The organism is Nocardia sp. CC227C (genome assembly GCF_030767025.1).
GTDB lineage: Bacteria > Actinomycetota > Actinomycetes > Mycobacteriales > Mycobacteriaceae > Nocardia.
The window spans coordinates 497,174-516,826 of record NZ_JASITE010000001.1 but is presented as its reverse complement, the minus strand read 5'-3'; the positions used below and the strand labels follow the sequence as shown (position 1 = coordinate 516,826).

Sequence of the window (19,653 nt, the reverse complement as noted above, 5' to 3'; positions counted from 1 at the left end):
CGTGATGCTCGCGGTGCCCGGTGGGCTGCGCCCACCGTCCGGCCCGCCCGTAGAGCACGGGGCATCCGGCCGAGCGGACCCGCACGCCACCGTGCTCCGATCACGCGGCAAACCACGCCGATCCCCCGCGCGGCAGCGGAGCCCACCGGACCACCGGGCGGCCCCCGGCCGATACTGTCATGGCTATGCCGCCGTCCCCCGCCACCCCGGATCTCACGCCGCTGGGCGTCTGGCCGGGCACCGCGTATCCCCTGGGCGCGACCTACGACGGCGCGGGCACCAATTTCTCGCTGTTCTCCGAGGTGGCCGAGCGGGTCGAGCTGTGCCTCGTCGACGACCGCGACCGCGAGCAGCGGATTCGGCTCGACGAGGTGGACGGGTACGTGTGGCACTGCTACGTGCCCGCCGTCGGCCCCGGCCAGCGCTACGGATTCCGGGTACACGGGCCGTTCGATCCGAAGCGCGGACTGCGCTGCGATCCGAGCAAACTGCTGCTCGATCCCTACGGCAAGGCGTTCGACGGGCAATTCGACAGCCATCCGGCCCCGTACACCCCCGGCCAGGACTCCCTCGGCCACACCATGACCGGCGTGGTGATCAACCCGTGGTTCGACTGGGCCGACGACCGCGCTCCCAAACGCCCCTACCACGAGACGGTCATCTACGAGGCCCACGTCAAGGGCATGACCGTCACCCACCCCGAGGTGCCGCCGGAACTGCGCGGCACCTACGCGGGCATGGCGCATCCGGCCATCGTCGAGCACCTGCGCGGTCTCGGCGTCACCGCCGTGGAACTCATGCCGGTGCACCAGTTCCTCCAGGACCGCGTGCTGCTGGATCGCGGACTGCGGAACTACTGGGGCTACAACAGCTTCGGCTACCTCGCCCCGCATCACGAGTACGCCGCCAATCCGGCCCCGGGCGCGGCCGTCACCGAATTCAAGGCCATGGTGCGCGCCCTGCACGCCGCCGGTATCGAGGTCATTCTGGACGTGGTCTACAACCACACCGCCGAAGGCAACGAATTCGGGCCCACCATCGGCTTCCGCGGTATCGACAATGCCGCCTACTACCGCCTCGTCGACGACGACCCCCGGCACTACATGGACTACACGGGCACCGGCAACAGCCTCAACGTCCGTCACCCGCACACCCTGCAACTGATCATGGATTCCCTGCGCTACTGGGTGCTCGACATGCACGTCGACGGGTTCCGCTTCGATCTGGCCGCCACCCTGGCCCGCGAACTGCACGATGTGGACCGGCTGTCCACCTTCTTCGACCTGGTGCACCAGGACCCGGTGGTCAGCCAGGTCAAACTCATCGCCGAACCCTGGGACGTCGGCGAGGGCGGCTATCAGGTCGGCAACTTCCCGGTGCTGTGGACCGAATGGAACGGCAAATACCGTGACACCGTGCGGGACTACTGGCGCGGACAACCGGCGACGCTGGGCGAGTTCGCCTCCCGGCTGACCGGCTCCTCGGACCTGTACGAGACCACCGGCCGCCGCCCCGGCGCGTCCATCAACTTCGTCACCGCGCACGACGGCTTCACCCTCGCGGATCTGGTGTCCTACAACGAGAAACACAACGAGGCCAACGGCGAGGGCAACCGCGACGGCGAGACCTACAACCGCTCCTGGAACTGCGGGGCGGAGGGGGAGACCGACGATCCCGCCGTCCTCGCGCTGCGCGCGCGGCAGCAGCGCAACCTGCTCGCCACCCTGCTGCTGTCGCAGGGCACGCCGATGCTGCTGCACGGCGACGAGTTCGGTCGCACCCAGCGCGGCAACAACAATGCCTACTGTCAGGATTCCGAGCTGTCCTGGATGGATTGGTCGCTCATGCGCACGAATGCCGATCTGCTCGCTTTCACCCGCCGTGCCGTCGCCCTGCGCACCGCGCATCCGGTGTTCCGGCGACGGCGCTTCTTCGACGGCCGCCCCGCCCCCGAACACGCCCACCCCGGCGATATCGGCTGGTTCACCCCCGAGGGCAGCGAGATGACCGCGGCGGACTGGGACAACGGTTTCGGGCGGTCGCTGACCGTCTTCCTCAACGGCGACGCCATCGCCGAACCCGGGCCGCGTGGGGAACGCATCACCGACGATTCGTTCCTGCTGTGCTTCAACGCCCACGACGAGCCCATGCACTGCACCCTGCCCGATCCGGACCACGGCGCCGAATGGACTGTGGCCCTGGACTGTTCGACCCCGACCGGAGCCCCGACCGACCGCATATACCACGCCCGCACACCCGTGGAAGTCCCCGCACGCTGCCTGCTCGTCCTCCGCCGTACTGCATGATCGATACAGCCATGACCAGCCTTGAACACAGCACCGACGCCATCGCCCGGCGCACCCCCGTGCGCAGCACCTACCGGCTGCAACTGCGCCCCGACGCGCTCACCTTCGCCGATGCCCGCGCCATCGCCGAATACCTGCAACAGCTGGGGATCTCGCACCTGTACCTGTCCCCCGTCCTGACCGCCATGCCCGGCTCCACCCACGGCTACGACGTCACCGACCCCACCACGGTCTCGGCCGCGCTCGGCGGCCCGGCCGGATTCAAGGCGCTGTCGGACGAGGTGCGCGGCCGCGGCATGGGCCTGATCGTGGATCTGGTGCCCAACCATGTCGGCGTGGCCGACCCGCGGCAGAACCCGTGGTGGTGGGATGTGCTGCGCAACGGCAAGCAGTCGCCGTACGCGCACTACTTCGATATCGACTGGAGCACCGGCAACGGCGCGGGCGGGCGGATCGCGCTGCCGGTGCTGGCCGGGGAGACCGATGTGGCGGCGCTGAGCGTGGACCGCAGCGGGCCCGAACCCATGCTGGCGCTACGGGATCTGCGCTTCCCCATCGCGCCCGGCACCGACGGCGAGAACGCGCTGCGCACCCACGACAAACAGCACTACCGGCTGGTCACCTGGAAGTCCGGGCTGTGCGGGTATCGGCGCTACTTCACCGTCGGCGGGCTGGCGGCGGTGCGGCAGGAGGAGACCGCCGTCTTCGACGCCACCCATCGGGAGCTGGCCGCCTGGTGCGAACACGATCTCATCGACGGGGTGCGGATCGACCATCCGGACGGACTGGCCCGGCCCGCCGAATACCTGGCCCGGCTGCGGCGGCTCATCGGACCGCAGCGACTGCTGCTGGTGGAGAAGGTGCTGTCCAATCGTGAACCCCTGGACGCCACCCTGCCCATCGACGGCACCACCGGATACGACGCGCTCGCCGACCTCGGCGGCGTGCTCCTCGACCCGGACGGTGAGCCGGCGCTGACCGAACTGTCCAGGCAGTTCACCGGGCACGGCAGCGACCGCGCCTGGTTCACCGAGCAGGAGCACCGCATCAAACGCGCGGTGGCGGAGACCATGCTGGTGCCGGAGATGCGGCGGCTGGTGGCGGCGATCAAGCGCGACGCCAAGTCCGAGACCTGCGACACCATGGCGCTGACCAACGCCACCATCGAGGTGCTGTCGTTCATGCCGGTGTACCGCACCGACTACGCACCGCTGGCCGGCATGGTGGGCGCGGTGGTGACCGAGGTGGCGCGGCGCAACAGCGAACTCACCACACCGCTGCAGGTGCTGGTGACGGCGCTGGCGGTGGGCGGCGAGGCGACCACGCGGTTCCATCAGGTGGGCGGGGCGATCACCGCGAAAGCGGTGGAGGACACCATGTTCTACCGGGCGGCGCGGCTGGTGTCGCTCCAGGAGATGGGCGCCGATCCGGTGCGCTTCGGCTGCTCGCCCATCGAATTCCATCTCGCCAACGCCGAACGCGCGGCGCGCTGGCCCGCCGGTATGACCACACTGTCCACGCACGACACCAAGCGCGGTGAGGATGTGCGCGCCCGGATCGGGGTGCTGTCGCAGGTGGCCGACACCTGGGCGCGGGCGGTGACCGCCTGGAACGAGATCGCCCCCGGTCCCGACGGCGCGACCACCCTGTTCCTGCTGCAGAACATGTTCGGCGTCTGGCCCGCCGACGGCCGCCCGGCCGCCGCCGTGCCCGGACTGCGCGACCGGCTGCACCTGTTCGCGGAGAAGGCGATGCGCGAGGCCGGTACCCGAACCTCGTGGGAGGAACCGGATATCGAGTTCGAGCAGGCGGTGCACCAGTGGATCGACACCGTGATCGACGGCCCGGTCGGCGTCGAACTCGGCGATCTGGTGGCCGATCTCGCCCCGCACGCATGGTCGGACTCGCTGGCGCAGAAGCTGCTGCAACTCGGCGGCCCCGGCATCCCGGACGTTTACCAGGGCTGTGAGCTGTGGGAGGACTCCCTCGTCGATCCCGACAACCGCCGCCCCGTCGACTTCAACCACCGCAATCTGCTGCTGCAATCACTCACCGGCACACCGGATCTCGACCCCTCCGGCGCGGCCAAGATGTGGATCGTCGCCTACGCCCTGTGGTTGCGCCGCGAACGCCCCGAATGCTTCGTCGGCGGCACCTACACCCCGCTGTTCGCCACCGGCGACCACGCCCAGCGCCTGATCGCCTACGCGCGCGGCCGCCGCGGCGAATCCCCGGAGGTCATCGTCGCCGCCACCCGCCACAGTGTGGCGCTGGCCGAAACCGGCTGGACCGACACGGTTCTCGACCTCCCCCAGGGCGACTGGACCGACCGCCTCACCGGCCACACCTTCTCCGGCCGCGCCCGCCTGGAGAAACTCTTCGCCCGGCTGCCGATCGCGCTGCTGGTGCGGTGAGCGGCACGCGACCGCGCCTCCCGGGGTGCGAGCGCCTGACCGGGGAGCGGCGTCCGCGAACCCTGGTTCCGCCGTCTCGCCGCGGCCGCCGCCGGATGGCTCGGTGGTCACGCCGGGGCGGGCAGTTCCTCCGCTCTGGGCTCGGGGGCGACCGCGCCGTCCGTGACGTACGACGGAATGCGGTCGACGGGCGCGGGCGGTGGGTCGACGGGTTCGACCAGGTGCGCCGGGATCGCATTCTCCGCGTCGCCGTGTTCGAGCAGCCAGCGGCGTAGATTGTCCGGGGTGTAGCCGTCGCGGATGCGGACCGTGGAGGCGAAGTAGACGCTGCGGTCGGTGTGGTGCAGGAGTTTGCGCCAGGAATCCCAGTGGAAGCGGGGCGTGCGCCATTTCCGGAGCAGGCGGACGTAGTTCAGGATGCGGAAACCCGGCCCCAGCGAATCGTGGCGTTTGTCGTGCTCGGCGGGGACGCAGTGGTTCATGAGGGAGCGCAGCCGGGTGTGGTCGAATTCCAGGCCCTCGGCCTCGGCCTCGCGGATCATCCAGTGCAGGGTGGTGTCGGAGAGGCCGCATTCGGGGTAGCCGCCGCCGATATCGCTGTGCACGCCCTCGAACCAGACCTGTTTCACGCGGTCGGTGCGGCGGTATTTCTCGCGCAGCTCGACGGGGATCTCCCACAGGCAGGGTTCGAAGGCGCGGCGGCGTTCGTCGATGGCGAGGGCCTGGCGGGCGCAGTGCACCACACTGGACAGCCGCACATCGTGGAAGCGGTGCCGCCAGGCGGTGATGCCCGGAATGCCCATGGCACCGACGGTGTCGAACACGCCCAGGAAGTTGACCTTCGGCCGTTCCGGATGCGCGTAGCGTTCCCGGAAACGCGCCCACTCGGGCGGATCCGGCTCGTCGATATGCTTCTTGCGCTGTTTGTAGATGCGCTGGGCGTCGCGGTACTTGCCGCAGATCATGGCCTCATCGGTCAGAATGCCGAGCCGCGTGATCATTCCGGCGAGGCTGCGCGCGGTGTACGCGCCGCGGCTGAAGCCGAAGATGAATATCTCGTCGCCCGGCTTCCAGTTCAGCGCCACCTGCCAGTACGCCGACCACAGGTTGGCCTCCAGGCCGAGTCCGAACGCCCCGCCCAGCAGCCTATCCGAGGTGAATCCCCCCGCACCGGGGCCGGAGACGTAGAACACCCGCTGCCCCACGGTTCTCCCGCTCTTGTCGGTACCGGTGATGCGTACCGTCTGCGCGATTTTGACAATATTGGAGACCGTGTCGTCGGACTCGGCCTTCCAGGTGCCGTCACAGCACACTACGAGCCGTTTCATGAAACGCATCCTCCCGCCCAGGACGTTCGATCTCGCGCGTAGTCGACTACTCGATTCATCGCGACGCCCCCGAACCCCCGTTAACCCGTGCCGATCCGCCGGGAATGACGGCTTACATTCTGCGATACGCGCCGAGCGCCGCGCGGCGAATCGGAAAAGAACCGGCCCCGAGCCGTGATCGACTCGGGGCCTTCGTTTTCGGATTCGCGCGGGAATCAGGTGAGATAGCGGTAGGCGGGCGAGCCCGGTTCCAGCCGTTCACCCTGGATGGGCGATGCCTCCATGCGTTTGAGCAGCGGCCCCAGCGCGTCGGGAGCGCCCAGTTCGATGCCGACCAGCGCCGCGCCGGTCTCCCGGTTGTTGCGCTTGACGTATTCGAACAGGGTGATGTCGTCCTCCGGGCCGAGCACCTCGTCCAGGAAACGCCGCAGCGCCCCGGGCTCCTGCGGGAAGTCCACCAGGAAATAGTGTTTCAGCCCCTGGTGCACCAGCGACCGCTCGATCACCTCGCCGTAGCGCGACACGTCGTTGTTCCCGCCCGAGAGCAGGCACACCACCGTGGACCCGGGTTCGACGTCGACGACCGACAGCGCCGAGACCGACAGCGCACCGGCCGGTTCGGCCACGATGCCCTCGTTCTGGTACAGCTCCAGCATGGTGGTGCAGATGGCGCCCTCGTCGACCTGCATCATGCGGAAATGTCCTGCGCCGGGCAGGGATTCGGTGGTGGTGAGCAGCGGCAGCGAGGCGTGCGAACGCACCCGGCCGCCGAACCGCGACACCGCCTGGTACGGCACCGCGCCGATGCGGCGCACCGCCGCCCCGTCCACGAAGGGATCGATTTCGGGCAGGGTGACCGGACCGCCCGCCACCATGGCGGCGGTCATGGAGGCGGCCCCCGCCGGTTCCACACCCAGGATCGCGGTGTGCGGCGACCGCTCCCGCAGATAGGTGCCGACACCAGCGAGGCAGCCGCCGCCGCCCACCGGCACGATCACCAGATCCGGGGCGCTGCCCAGTTGCTCCAGGAATTCGGCGGCGATGGTGCCCTGTCCGGCCGCGGTGCGCGGATCGTCGAAGGGGGGAACCATGGTCGCGCCGGTGCGCTCCACATCGGCGGCCGCGGCGGCCGCGGCGGCGTCGTAGGTGTCGCCGACGGCGATGAGATCGACGTACTCGCCGCCGTGCACGCGAATGCGGTCGCGCTTCTGCCTCGGCGTGGTGGTCGGAACGTAGATACGGCCCGAGATGCCCATGGCCCTGCACGCGAAGGCCACGCCCTGGGCGTGGTTTCCGGCGCTGGCGGTGACCACGCCCGCCCGGCGCTCGGCGGCGGTCAGCTGCACGATGAGGTTGTAGGCGCCGCGCAGTTTGTAGGAGCGCACCGCCGTCAGGTCCTCGCGCTTGAGGTAGACCTCGGCACCCGTCGCCGCCGACAGCCGTGCGATTCGCTGCAACGGCGTCGGCTCGATAATGTCGGAAATTCGCTTCGCGGCAGCATCGATCTCGTCCGCCGTCAATGCGTGCGGCGGCGTGGACACTTTCTCTGCGACTTCGAGCGGATTCGACACCCGACCCATGCTAGCTGGCAGGTCGCGACGAGATTTCGGCGACCGGCCCCAAGCGGCGCGATCCACCCCCGGTCACGACCGGCCGCCCGGGCTCGTCGCTACGGGTCGGGGCGGCCGGTCGAGGGCCGCGAAGTCAGCGTGGGGTCAGCACGAAGACCGGGATCACGCGGTCGGTCTTCTTGGTGTACTCGTTGTAGTCCGGCCACACCTCGGCGGCGCGCTGCCACCACTGTTCCCGCTCGTCACCGAAGACCTCGCGGGCGTCGTAATCCTTCACCACCGCGCCGTCGCGCAGTTCGACGTGCGGATCGGCCTTGATGTTCCAGTACCAGACGGGATGCTTCGGTGCGCCGCCGAGCGAGGCGACGACCGCGTACTCACCGTTGTGCTCCACCCGCATGAGCGGGGTCTTGCGGAGCTTGCCGGACTTCGCGCCCCGGGTGGTCAGCAGGATGATCGGCTTGCCCTGCATGGTATTGGCCTCGGCGCCGTTGGATGCCTCGTACTTCTCGGCCTGTTCACGGGCCCAATCGGATGTGCTGGGTTCGTACTCTCCGGTTAATGGCATGCCGGGGCAAACAGCCGATGGTCTTGTTATGTTCCCGACGAGAAGTTCGCTTGGCCGAACTTTCACCGCCGGGTACCCTGAGCACATGGCAGTGGTTCACCCTACGCGGACGGCGCATCCGCGCGCCGCGACCGTGGATATCGCGGGCACGGCCTGGCCGGTGTACAAACTCGAGGCGCTGGCCGCCGCCCTGGCGACCGGGCTGATCCTCGCCCTGATCACCGGCTCGCTCCAGGCCGCCGTCCTCGCCGCCGCCGCGGTCGCGAGCATCCGCTGGCTGATCGGGCACGGTCGCGGCTGAGCGGCAGCTCGCCGACCATCGCGGCCGCTCACGATTCCACCCGGTCAGCGTGTCCTACCCGGATTGATACCCGTCTGCTACTACAGTGCGTGGGGTGGTCGCACGCTCAGGGATCATCTGTTTCGCTCTGACCGTCAGCGCGGTCCTCGGCGCCCCCGCGGCGGGAGCAGCCGATATCGAAGCCCTGCCCCCACACGAGCGGGTATTCGCCTCACCGATCGGCAGTTTCACGGTGGGGCACAAAGACGAGTCGATCCACCGGATCCCACCCCTGAACCAGGTGGGCACCACCCGCGAGGCCCTGGTCAGCAATACCGTCTACGGCAGTATCGACGGCGGGGCCACGGGCACCCTCGTCGCCGGATACCACGTGGGCTGCGCGGTGAATCTGAACAATGGAACGCTCGGGCTCACTCCGAGCATCTACCCCGATGACGTGCTGCCCGATGTCGGCACCGGTGGCACCAACCCCATCCCCTATCTCAACGGCCAGACCGGCATCCAGACGTATGTGGCCCCGGTGCTCACCGCCACCCTCGCCCCCGGCGAGGTCAAGGAGGTGAAGCTCACCGAGAAGCAGGTCGTCCCGGGCGACACCGCGTGGGCCATCACCCGGGACTTCCACATCATCGTCAACAGCTGCACCGGCCCGGTCAGCATCCGCAGCTACTCGTACATGCGGGTGACCTCGACACTGGTGGACGACTCCGGTGGGGTGTTCGGCGACCCCACCTGGCTCTGACCCGGCCGACCGCCCCGCCGTTCAGCCGGACAGACAGCCCGGACCCAGCAGCGCCTTGAGGTCGCCCATGAGCGCCGAGGAGGGCGAAACCCGCAGATTGTCCGCCACTTTCAGCACCGTGGTGCGATCGCGGGAGCCGACGTGGCGGACGTGCACATCGGCGGTGCCCGGATGGCTGGTCAGCACGCGCTTGAGCTTGCCGATCTTCTCCGGCGTGCACAGGCGCGTCGGAATGGTCACCGACAGCGGCTTCTCCACGCCGATGGCCGACAGATCCGGCACCACCAGGTCGTTGGCGATGAGCGAGACCCGGTCGTCGCGGGCGGAGACGCGCGCCTTCACCAGCACGATGGCGTCCTCGGTGACATCCATGCCGAAGACCGAGTAGGACTGCGGGAAGAACAGCACCTCGATACCGCCGGTGAGGTCCTCCAACTGCGCCGACGCCCAGGGCAGGCCGTTCTTGTTCACCCGGCGGGTGACATTGGCGAAGATGCCGCCGATGGTGACCTGCGCGCCGTCGGAGACCTCGCCCTCGAGAATGGCCGGGATCTGGGTGTCGGACTGCGCCGCGAGCACGTGCTCGACGCCGTTGAGCGGATGTCCGGAGACGTACAGGCCCAGCATCTCCCGTTCCAGGGCGAGCTTGTGCTTGGTCTCCCATTCCTCGTCGGGCACCTTCACATTGAAGACGCTGGACACCGAGTCGTCGCCGTCGTCGAGTCCGCCGAAGAGGTCGAACTGACCCATGGCCTCGGCCTTCTTGGTGGACATGACCGCGTCGATGGCATCGGAGTGCACCACCAGCAGGCCCTTGCGCGGATGCCCGAGGGAGTCGAAAGCGCCCGCCTTGATGAGGGATTCGGTGACCTTCTTGGTGCAGGCGATGGCGTCGATCTTGTTGAGGTAGTCGGAGAAGTCGGTGAACTTCGACTTCTCCTTGCGCGCGGCGATGATCGAGGCCACCACGTTCGCACCGACATTGCGCACCGCGCCCAGACCGAAGCGAATGTCATTGCCCACCGAGGCGAATTCCATCTCGGACTCGTTGACGTCCGGCGGCAGCACCTGGATACCCAGGCGGCGGCAGTCGGCCAGGTAGACGGCGGCCTTGTCCTTGTCGTCACCGACCGAGGTGAGCAGGCCCGCCATGTACTCGGCGGGATAGTTGGCCTTGAGGTAGGCGGTCCAGAAGGACACCAGGCCGTAGCCGGCGGCGTGCGACTTGTTGAACGCGTAACCGGCGAACGGGAGGATCGTGTCCCACAGCGCCTTGATGGCGGGCTTGCTGAAACCGTTCTCCAGCATGCCCTTCTCGAAGCCCTCGAACTCGGCCTCGAGCACCTCGGCCTTCTTCTTGCCCATGGCGCGGCGCAGAATATCGGCTCGGCCGAGCGAGTACCCGGCCACCTTCTGCGCGATCTGCATGATCTGCTCCTGATACACGATCAGGCCGTAGGTATCGCGCAGAATGTCCTTCAGGGGCTCCTCGAGCTCCGGATGGATGGGTTTGACCTCTTGCCGCCCGTTCTTGCGGTCGGCGTAGTCGTTGTGGGCGTTCATGCCCATCGGGCCGGGGCGGTACAGCGCCAGCACCGCCACGATGTCCTCGAAGCCGGTGGGCTGCATGCGCCGCAGCAGATCGCGCATGGCGCCGCCGTCGAGCTGGAAGACGCCGAGGGTGTCGCCGCGGGCGAGGAGTTCGTAGGTGGCCGTGTCCTCCAGGGCGAGGGTGTCGAGGTCGATGTCGATCCCGCGGTTGGCCTTGATGTTCGCCAGGGCGTCACCGATGACGGTGAGGTTGCGCAGACCCAGGAAGTCCATCTTCAACAGGCCGATGGCCTCACAGCTGGGATAGTCCCAGCCGGTGATGATGGCCCCGTCCTGGGGCCGCTTCCACACCGGGATGGCATCGGTGAGCGGTTCGCTGGACATGATGACCGCGCAGGCGTGCACACCGGCATTGCGGATCAGGCCCTCGAGGCCGCGCGCGGTCTCGTAGATCTTGTTGACGTCCGGGTTGGTGTTGATGAGCTCCCGGACCTCGGCGGCCTCCTTGTACCGCTCGTGCTCGGGATCCATGATGCCGGCGAGCGGAATGTCCTTGGCCATGATCGGCGGCGGCAGCGCCTTGGAGATCTGGTCGGCGATGGCGAAGCCCGGCTGGCCGAACTGGACGCGCGCGGAGTCCTTCAGCGCGGCCTTGGTTTTAATGGTGCCGAAGGTGATCACCTGGGCGACCTTGTCGCTGCCCCACTTCTCGGTGGCGTAGCGGACCATCTCACCGCGGCGACGATCGTCGAAGTCGATATCGATATCGGGCATGGACACGCGCTCGGGATTGAGGAAGCGCTCGAACAGCAGCCCGTGCGGGATGGGGTCGATATTGGTGATGCCCATGGCGAAGGCGACCAGTGAGCCCGCCGCCGAACCACGGCCCGGGCCGACGTAGATGCCGACCGAGCGGGCGTATTTGATGAGGTCGCCGACCACCAGGAAGTAGGCCGGGAAGCCCATCTGGATGATGACGTCGAGTTCGAACTTCGCCCGGTCGATGTACTCCTGCGGCACGCCGTTCGGGAAACGCCACTCCAGGCCCTGCATGACCTCCTTGTGCAGCCAGCTGGCCTGGGTCTCACCCTCGGGGACCGGGAAGACCGGCATCCGGTCGCGGTGCGCCCAGACCTCTTCGTAGGACTGCACCCGCTCGCCGATGAGCACCGTATTGTCGCAGGCCCCAGGCACCTCGGCGTCCCAGAGGGCGCGCATCTCGTCGGCCGACTTGAGGTAGTAGCCGGAGCCGTCGAATTTGAAGCGCGTCGGATCCGAGAGCGTCTTGCCGGTCTGGATGCACAGCAGCGCCTCGTGGTTGGCCGAGTCGGATTCGTGCACGTAGTGGCAGTCGTTGGTGGCCAGCGGCGGAATGCCCAGCTTCTCGCCGACCATGAGCAGCCCCTCGCGCACCCGGCGCTCGATGGACAGCCCGTGGTCCATGATCTCGAGGAAGAAGTTCTCCGGGCCGAAGATCTCCTGCCATTTGGCCGCGGCCTCCAGCGCCTCGCGCTCCTGGCCCAGGCGCAGCCGGGTCTGCACCTCACCGGAGGGGCAGCCGGTGGTGGCGATGATGCCCGCGGCGTGTTCGGCGATGATCTCGGCGTCCATCCGCGCCCACTTGCCGAGCTGCCCCTCGATGGAGGCCAACGACGACAGTTTGAACAGGTTGCGCAGGCCGGTCGCGTTCTCGGCGACCATGGTCATATGGGTGTAGGCGCCCGAACCGGAGACGTCGTCGCTCTTCTGCGACGGATCGCCCCACTGCACACGCTTGGTGTTGAAGCGGGACTCGGGCGCGATGTACGCCTCGATGCCGATGATCGGCTTGATGCCCTGTTTGACGGCGGTGTTGTAGAACTCCGACGCGCCGTACATATTGCCGTGGTCGGTCATGCCGACGGCGGACATGCCGAGGCGATGCGCCTCCTTGAACAGTGGCGTGATCTTCGCTGCTCCGTCCAGCATCGAGTACTCGGTGTGGTTATGGAGGTGGACGAATGATCCCGACACGGCAGACATCGTAAGGGGAAGCACCGACAGATAACCAAGTGCCACTCCGACATGCTTCGCGGGCCCAGGTCACCGGAACCGATCAACGGCGCGTCGCGCCCGGCGTGTTGTGTTGGAGGTCACGAAAGTCCGCGCTGCGCATGGATTTCCGAGGGGAATGTGCACCCCCGCGGGTTCGGTCGCGGGGGTGCGGGCTCCGGGACCCGTAGGCGCAGGGGAATCGCGAGTCCCGGAACGGTCGTGGCGGCCGCCGGTACGGGCCGACGCGCCGCGGTCAAGCCGCGCGACGGGTGGTGCTCGGGGTCGCGCGCCGGGCGGCGGCACGCGCCCCGCGCACCGCCAGCGGCAGCACCCAGGCCGAGGCCAGCTGGTCGGCGCTGAGGGTGTTCACGCCGAGCCGGTTGTGCACGAAACCGACCGAGAGGCCCGAACGCGGGTCGGCCCAGCCGAAGGAGCCGCCGAGTCCGATATGCCCGAAGCCCGCGCGCGCACCCGGCATGGGCAGCGAGTGGTAGCCCATCCGCCACAGCATCGGGATGTAGAACAGGGCGTGGTCGAGCTGGTAGCTCTCCACCTTGCACAGCGCCTTGACGGTCCGCGGCGAGAGATAGCGGCGGCCGTTCACCATGCCGCCGTCGGCCAGCGCGCCGTAGAGGGTGGCCAGTCCGGAGGCGGTGCAGACGCCGTTGCCCGCGGCGAGTTCGGTCGCCAGGATCGGCGGATCGTCACCGTCGAGCAGCGCCTCCAGACCCGGGAGGAACAGCGCGCGGGCGGCCGCGCCCGCCGCGCCCGGAATGCCGTAGGCCCGGCCGAGCACCATGGCGGCGTAGGGCGCGCCCACCAGTTCCAGGCGCGAGCCCGCCACGGCGGCGACCCGGGTGGCCGAGCCCGGGGCCGGGCGGCCCAGGTGGATGCCGTCGGTGCCGAGCGGTTCGGCGACCTCGGCGCGGAACAGATCGGCCATGCCGCGACCGGTGACGGCGCGGGCCAGCCCGCCGCACAGCCAGCCGAAGGTGAGCGCGTGATAGGTCGGAACACCCAGCAGGTGGTCGGGTTTCGCCGCGGCCAGCCGCTCCTCCATGAGCCGGTGGTCGAGCACCTCGTCGAGCCCGCGTGCGATGGCGGGCAGCCCGGAGAGTCCGGCGCGGTGGGACAGCAGCTGCCGCACCGTGATCCGGTCCTTGCCGTTCGCCCCGAATTCGGGCCAGTACTCGGCGACCGGGGCGGAGTAGTCGATGAGGCCGCGGTCCGCGAGCCGGTGGATCACCGTGGCCGCGATGCCCTTGGTCGCGGAGAACACGATGCTGCCGGTCTCCGGACCCCACGGGCGACCGATTTCGCCGTCGCCGATCCAGACGTCTACCAGGGGTTCGCCGTGCCGGTGCACGGCCAGTCCACCCCCCGCTCCCGGTCTGCCGCCCATGATCCTCGCGAAAGTGCGTACGAGAGGGGCGAATTCGGCGGCGGCACAACCGCCGACGCCAGCCGGAAGGGATGCGGCACCGGGGAGGGAAGCGACATTGCTCACACCGTCCACGGTACGGACGCCCGGTCGGCGGCGGCAACGACGGAACCCGCCCTGTTATGTCGGACGTCCGAGTGGTTATCGACGGTGTCCGACCGGTTATCGACGCGTAACCGAAGTGGTCACGTTCCGGTCGTGCGTAGGGTGAGGTATGCGCACGCTGCGGTCACTACTGCTGATCCTGTCCGCCGCCGTCGCCTTGGTGGCGGCCGGATGCGGAAACGACGACGCCACACCGACACCGGAACAGGTGAGCGGCGACTGGCACGGCAGTATCGAACTGCCCGGCCGACAACTCGCCATCGGAGTGAACTTCGCCGACGACGGCGACGCCACCGTCGACATCCCGGAACAGGGCGTGGCCGCGGCACCGCTGACCGGGGTGAGCGCCGATCCGGACCTGGTCACCTTCAGCATTCCGGACGTCCCCGGCGATCCGAAGTTCGAGGGGACCCACAACCGCGACAGCGACACCATCGAGGGCGAGTTCAGCCAAGGCGGACAGCAGTTCCCGCTGCATCTGACCCGCGGCGTGGTGGAGGGGCCGGCGCGGCCGCAGGAACCGCAACCGCCGTTCCCGTACGCCACCGAAGAGGTGTCCTATCCGAGCGGGGAGATCACCGTCGCCGGGACGCTGACCCGGCCCGAGGGCACCGGACCGTTCCCGACCGTCGTGCTGGTCACCGGCAGCGGTCCGCAGGACCGCGATGAGACCCTGCTCGGGCACAAGCCGTTCCTGCTGCTCTCCGACACCCTCACCCGCGCCGGATACGCCGTGCTGCGCACCGACGACCGCGGCGTCGGCGGGACCGGCGGCAATCTGGAACACGCCACCTATCGGGAGCTGACCGACGACATCATCGCCGGGATGAACTACCTGCGGGGACGCGACGACATCGACGCCGATCGCATCGGATTGCTCGGCCACAGCGAGGGCGGCTACCTCGCGCCCCTCGCCGCCGCGCGCCCCGACAGCGGGGTGGCGTTCACGATCCTGCTGGCCGGTCCGGCGGTGCCGGGCTCGGAGGTGCTGCTGGAGCAGAACCGACTCATCATGGCCGCCCAGGGGGCGACGCCGGAGGAGATCAGCGAGCAGATCGGCTTCGTGTCGGGGCTGATCGCCGTCATCCGCACCGGAGACCTGGAAGCGGCCCGCCGGTACGTGCTCGACCACAACAACAGCCTTCCCGAGGACGAGCGATCATCGGAGGAGGAGGCGGCGCAGATGGCGAGCCCCTACATGGCGGCGCTGCTGAACTACGATCCCGCCCCGGCGCTGTCGGCGCTGCGGGTGCCGACGCTGGCCGTGTACGGCGGCAAGGACCTCCAGGTACCGCCCGCCCAGAGCGAAGGACCCATGCGGAATCTGCTGGCGGACAATCCGGATGCCACCGTCCACACCTTCGACGGCCTCAACCATCTGCTGCAACCGGCCGACAAGGGCACGCCCGACGAATACGCGTCCATCGAGACCACCATGGACCCGGCGGTATTGGACTATCTGTCGAACTGGCTGACCGAGCGCATGCCGCCGCGCTGAGAATCTGTTCGGCGGATTCGGCACCGGCGGTCGGATCCCGACCTTGAAAGGGTAATGACGTGGGAATGTACGAAGACCGCATCCTCCCCCGCATCATCGACCTCACCTGCGGGATGCGTGCGCTGGACCCGCTGCGCGAGCGGGCCTGCGCCGGTCTGCGCGGGCGGGTGGTCGAGATCGGGTTCGGATCCGGCCGCAATGTGCCGCTGTACCCGGCCGAGGTGACCTCGGTGAGCGCCGTCGAGCCCGCCGATCTGGGGTGGCGGATGGCGGCTCGACGGGTGGCGGCCGCGCCCGTGCCGGTGGAGCGTTCGGGTCTCGACGGGCAGCGGCTGCCCTTCGCCGACAACACCTTCGACTCGGCGCTGTCCACGTGGACGCTGTGCACGATCCCGGATGTGCTGGCCGCACTCGGCGAGGTGCGCCGGGTGCTGGTGCCCGGCGGCACCCTGCACTTCGTCGAGCACGGGCTGGCCCCGGATCCCGGGGTCCAGACCTGGCAGCACCGGCTCAATCCGATCCAGAAGGCGGTGGCGGGCGGGTGCCACCTCGATCGCGATATCGCGGAACTGTTGTCCACGGCCGGATTCGAACTCCGTGAGGTGGACCGCTTCTACCAGGAGGGTGCGCCGCGCCCCTATGGTGCGCTGTCGCTGGGCGTGGCCGTCTCGAACTGAACGTCGTCCGTCACTCCGCGGACAAGCCCGCGGAGAGGGAGGCCAGCGCGCATTCGGGCGGGGTCGGGTGGATGAGGATGCAGGCGAAGCCGACCGGTTCGGCGGTGTGCGGGGCCGCCGGGAGCGTCGGCTCGGCGGGGACCAGGGGGACGGCGGCGGCCGGGGCGACGGCGGCGAAGGGGGCGGTGGCCAGGACGAAGGCCAGTGCGGCGGTGCGTAAGCGGTTGCGCATGAGGACGATTCCCAACTAGTGAAATGTAAGCGTTTCGGAGCAGGGTACCCGCTGTCGCCGATTTCGGAGGGCGATCGCGGCGGGCGAGCGGCATTCCCCTCCTCACCGGCACCCGAGCGGTCTGTCGCGCAAACCGGTGGCACCCGGCTCCGTCGCGCTGACCGGCCACACCCAGCTCTGTCACGCAAACCGGCCACACCCGGCCCCATCACGCAAACCGATCACACCCGACTCCGTCGCGCAGACCGGTTGCACCCCGGTCCCATTGCGCTGGCCGGTCGCACCCCGGATGCGCATTACGCGGTGGCACCTCGGAGGGCGCTGTACTCCTGTTCCGGGCGGCCGGTGCTGCCGTAGCGCAGCTGCATGCGGACCTCGCCGGACGCCACCAGCAGGGCCAGGTACCGCTGCGCGGTGGCGCGCGAGACACCGGTGACGGTGGAGACCTCGGCGGCCGAGAGTGGAGAGGCGGCGGCGCGCACCGCGTCCAGGACCAGTTCCCTGGTTGTCGTGGAGGCCGCCGCGGCGGGGGCGGTCGGCGGCGTCGGACGCAGCGCCTCCAGGGCGGCATCCACCTCCCGGGCGGTCACCTCGGTGGCGGACAGGATACGGCGGTAGCGGGCATAACCGGCCAGCCGGGCGGCCAGGGCGGTGTGGTCGAACGGCTTGACCAGATATCCGAGCGCTCCAGCGCTGAGCGCGGCGCGCACGGTGTCGGCCTCGGTCGCCGCCGTGAGCACCATGGCGTCGAAGCGCATCTCCCGCACCAGGTCGATCCCCGAGCCGTCCGGCAGGTACACATCCACCAGGGCCAGGTCGAAGGCGTGCGCGGCGATGGCCGCCCGCGCCGCGGCGAGCGTTGTCGCGGTCGCGCCCACGGTGAATCCCGGTAGCCCGGTGACGATTCCGGAATGCAGGTTAGCCACCCGGAAGTCATCGTCCACGACGAGCACATTCACATCGTCTCGGCCCACGCCACATCTCCTCTCACCAGCACACCCGGCATCCGGGCAATGAACTCGGCCCCCCGCAGCCGCCCCGCCACACCGCCACCGGCCGCGACAGCACCCGGCCCGACAGCACCCGGCCCGACAGCACCAGCCGCGCGACCACCGGACACAGCATCACCAGCCGCGCGACCACCGGACACGGCGTCGCCGGTGGTGCCGGTGTGGGGCGGGGTGGCGCGGCGGGTGGGGGCGGGCTCTCCGGGGTCGGCGGGGTGGGTCGGGGGTGGGTCGGATTCCTTGTCCGCCACGAGGTTCGCGGGTGGGCCGCCGAGGGAGGCGAGGCGGATGTCGCCGCCGCGGGCGCGGGCTATCTGGCGGGCCAGGGCGAGGCCGATGCCGCGGCCGCCGGGGAGGCCGGAGTCGGGGCGGGTGGAGACACCCTCGGTGAAGATGGCGTCGGCGAGGGCGGGCGGGACGCCGGAGCCGCTGTCGGCGACGGTGATGTAGAGGTTCGAATCCTCTTGAACCAGTTCCACTTCCACCACGGCGGGCGGTTCGCCGGTGCGCGCCGCCTCGATGGCGTTGTCGAGCAGGTTGCCCAGGACGGTGGTGACGTCCACGGGCACGGCGAGACTACCGTCGATCCAGGTATTGGGGCCCAGTCGCAGGGTGACACCGCCTTCGCGGGCGTGCGCGGCCTTGGCCGCGAGGAAGGCTTGCAGGTACGGGTCGTGGACGGCGTCCATGCCGGGCAGCGCCGCGCCGAGCGGCCCGGAACCCAGCAGATCGTCGATGTACTGCGCGGCCGCCGCGGCCCGATCGGTGTGCAGCAGTCCCGAGATCAGGTGCAGCCGGTTGGCGAATTCGTGGCGCTGGGCGCGCAGGACGGCGCTCATGGAGCGGACGGCGTCGAGCTGGCGGGTCAGCGATTCGATATCGGTGCGGTCGCGCGCGCTCAGCACCGCGCCGAGCGAGCGGCCGTCGCGGCGCACCGCCCGCGCGGTCACCACCACGATGCGCTCACCCACCGCGGCCTGCACCGGCACGCCGTCGGCGGCCCGGAAGACCTCGAGCACCCGCGGGGTGAGTCCGAGTTCGTCGACGGTGCAACCGGTTTCGCCGGTGATGCCGAGCAGCCGCCGTGCTTCCTCGTTCACCACGGTGACCCGCCAGGCGGTATCCGCCGCCACCACGCCCTCCCCGATGCCGTGCAGCACCGCATCCTGTTCGCGCACCAGTTCGGCCAGCTCGCGCGGTTCCAGACCGAGGGTGAGTCCGTGCCAGCGGCGGGCCAGCAGCATCGAACCGAGCACCCCCGCCAGCAGCGCGCCGCCCGCCACCAGTCCGGCGCGGCGCAGGTCGCCCAGGAGTTGGTCGCGCACCGCCGTCGTGGAGATGCCGACGCTCACCTGCCCGACGACGTGGGTGCTCCCCGGTCGCAGCACCGGCACTTTCGCGCGTACCGACTCGCCGAGGGTGCCGCGTTCCCGGATCACCACCTCGTCGCCCGCGAGTGCGTCGGAGGGGTCGGTGCTGACCCGCTCCCCCAGGCGTTTCGGATTCGGATGCGCGAGCCGGATCCCGGCCTCGTCGGTGACCACCACGAACAGCGCGCCCGTGCGTTCGCGGGCGTCCCCTGCGATGCGCTGCACCGGCCCGACCGTGAGTTCGGTCTCCATCTCCTCACCCGGCGGCAGAGTTGCCAGTGAGTAGCGGTACACCTCGTCGCGCAGCATCGGCTCCGAGGCGACGGTGCGGGCGATCGCCAGCGCGCGCTGTCCGTATTCCCCGGACAGCCGCTCGTTGCTGACGTATGCGAACATGCCGAACGCGATGCCCAGGGTCAGGGCAACGACCACTACCTGGAGCAACACGATCTGCGTCCGCAGCCGCACCTCACCCACCAGGGGGCGGGTACGGCGGCCGAACACACTC

General features: G+C 69.3%; 14 protein-coding genes. 6 read left to right on the top strand and 8 right to left on the bottom strand.

Going from position 1 to position 19,653, the window contains the following annotated elements:
- Nucleotides 1-185: 185 nt before the first annotated feature.
- Nucleotides 186-2,306, top strand: a complete 2,121-nt coding sequence (gene glgX / locus QMO76_RS02220; protein ID WP_306359431.1) for a glycogen debranching protein GlgX — start codon at nucleotides 186-188, stop codon at nucleotides 2,304-2,306.
- A gap of 11 nt (nucleotides 2,307-2,317) precedes the next feature.
- The gene (gene treY, locus QMO76_RS02215; RefSeq protein ID WP_306359430.1) at nucleotides 2,318-4,720 is read left to right on the top strand and encodes a malto-oligosyltrehalose synthase; all 2,403 of its coding nucleotides are present in this window, start codon (nucleotides 2,318-2,320) and stop codon (nucleotides 4,718-4,720) included.
- 107 nt (nucleotides 4,721-4,827) lie between these two features.
- Here the strand turns inward: treY and QMO76_RS02210 are convergent, their stop codons facing one another.
- The 3 genes from QMO76_RS02210 to QMO76_RS02200 all read right to left on the bottom strand — a co-directional run bounded on the left by QMO76_RS02210 (nucleotide 4,828) and on the right by QMO76_RS02200 (nucleotide 8,187).
- On the bottom strand, nucleotides 4,828-6,048 hold the full coding sequence (locus tag QMO76_RS02210) for a DUF2235 domain-containing protein (protein ID WP_306359429.1): 1,221 nt from the start codon (nucleotides 6,046-6,048) through the stop codon (nucleotides 4,828-4,830).
- 215 nt (nucleotides 6,049-6,263) lie between these two features.
- A complete protein-coding gene (gene ilvA, locus QMO76_RS02205; RefSeq protein ID WP_306359428.1) occupies nucleotides 6,264-7,628 on the bottom strand; it encodes a threonine ammonia-lyase IlvA in 1,365 nt (454 codons plus the stop codon).
- Between the two features lie 124 nt (nucleotides 7,629-7,752).
- Nucleotides 7,753-8,187: a nitroreductase family deazaflavin-dependent oxidoreductase gene (locus tag QMO76_RS02200; RefSeq protein WP_306359427.1), complete on the bottom strand. Its 435-nt coding sequence runs from the start codon at nucleotides 8,185-8,187 to the stop codon at nucleotides 7,753-7,755.
- 85 nt (nucleotides 8,188-8,272) lie between these two features.
- Between QMO76_RS02200 and QMO76_RS02195 the strand changes: the two genes are divergently transcribed.
- Both QMO76_RS02195 and QMO76_RS02190 read left to right on the top strand, forming a co-directional pair.
- Entirely contained in the window at nucleotides 8,273-8,488 is a 216-nt protein-coding gene (locus tag QMO76_RS02195) for a hypothetical protein (RefSeq protein ID WP_306359426.1), read from the top strand.
- A gap of 94 nt (nucleotides 8,489-8,582) precedes the next feature.
- Entirely contained in the window at nucleotides 8,583-9,230 is a 648-nt protein-coding gene (locus QMO76_RS02190; protein ID WP_306359425.1) for an MspA family porin, read from the top strand.
- Nucleotides 9,231-9,251: 21 nt separating this feature from the next.
- Here the strand turns inward: QMO76_RS02190 and dnaE are convergent, their stop codons facing one another.
- The gene (gene dnaE / locus QMO76_RS02185) at nucleotides 9,252-12,794 is read right to left on the bottom strand and encodes a DNA polymerase III subunit alpha (RefSeq protein ID WP_306359424.1); all 3,543 of its coding nucleotides are present in this window, start codon (nucleotides 12,792-12,794) and stop codon (nucleotides 9,252-9,254) included.
- A gap of 274 nt (nucleotides 12,795-13,068) precedes the next feature.
- Nucleotides 13,069-14,322, bottom strand: a complete 1,254-nt coding sequence (locus QMO76_RS02180) for a serine hydrolase domain-containing protein (RefSeq protein ID WP_306359423.1) — start codon at nucleotides 14,320-14,322, stop codon at nucleotides 13,069-13,071.
- Between the two features lie 148 nt (nucleotides 14,323-14,470).
- Between QMO76_RS02180 and QMO76_RS02175 the strand changes: the two genes are divergently transcribed.
- Both QMO76_RS02175 and QMO76_RS02170 read left to right on the top strand, forming a co-directional pair.
- Nucleotides 14,471-15,859, top strand: a complete 1,389-nt coding sequence (locus tag QMO76_RS02175) for a S9 family peptidase (protein WP_306359422.1) — start codon at nucleotides 14,471-14,473, stop codon at nucleotides 15,857-15,859.
- Between the two features lie 59 nt (nucleotides 15,860-15,918).
- Nucleotides 15,919-16,536: a class I SAM-dependent methyltransferase gene (locus QMO76_RS02170; RefSeq protein WP_306359421.1), complete on the top strand. Its 618-nt coding sequence runs from the start codon at nucleotides 15,919-15,921 to the stop codon at nucleotides 16,534-16,536.
- A gap of 10 nt (nucleotides 16,537-16,546) precedes the next feature.
- Here the strand turns inward: QMO76_RS02170 and QMO76_RS02165 are convergent, their stop codons facing one another.
- From QMO76_RS02165 to QMO76_RS02155, 3 genes are all read right to left on the bottom strand, one after another.
- Nucleotides 16,547-16,783 carry a hypothetical protein gene (locus QMO76_RS02165; RefSeq protein ID WP_306359420.1) on the bottom strand — a complete coding sequence of 79 codons (237 nt, stop codon included), beginning with the start codon at nucleotides 16,781-16,783 and terminating at the stop codon, nucleotides 16,547-16,549.
- 281 nt (nucleotides 16,784-17,064) lie between these two features.
- Nucleotides 17,065-17,742, bottom strand: coding sequence for a response regulator (locus QMO76_RS02160; RefSeq protein ID WP_306359419.1), 678 nt, complete (start codon nucleotides 17,740-17,742; stop codon nucleotides 17,065-17,067).
- Entirely contained in the window at nucleotides 17,724-19,613 is a 1,890-nt protein-coding gene (locus tag QMO76_RS02155; RefSeq protein ID WP_306359660.1) for a sensor histidine kinase, read from the bottom strand. The genes QMO76_RS02160 and QMO76_RS02155 overlap by 19 nt, the downstream gene beginning before the upstream one ends.
- Nucleotides 19,614-19,653 lie beyond the last annotated feature (40 nt).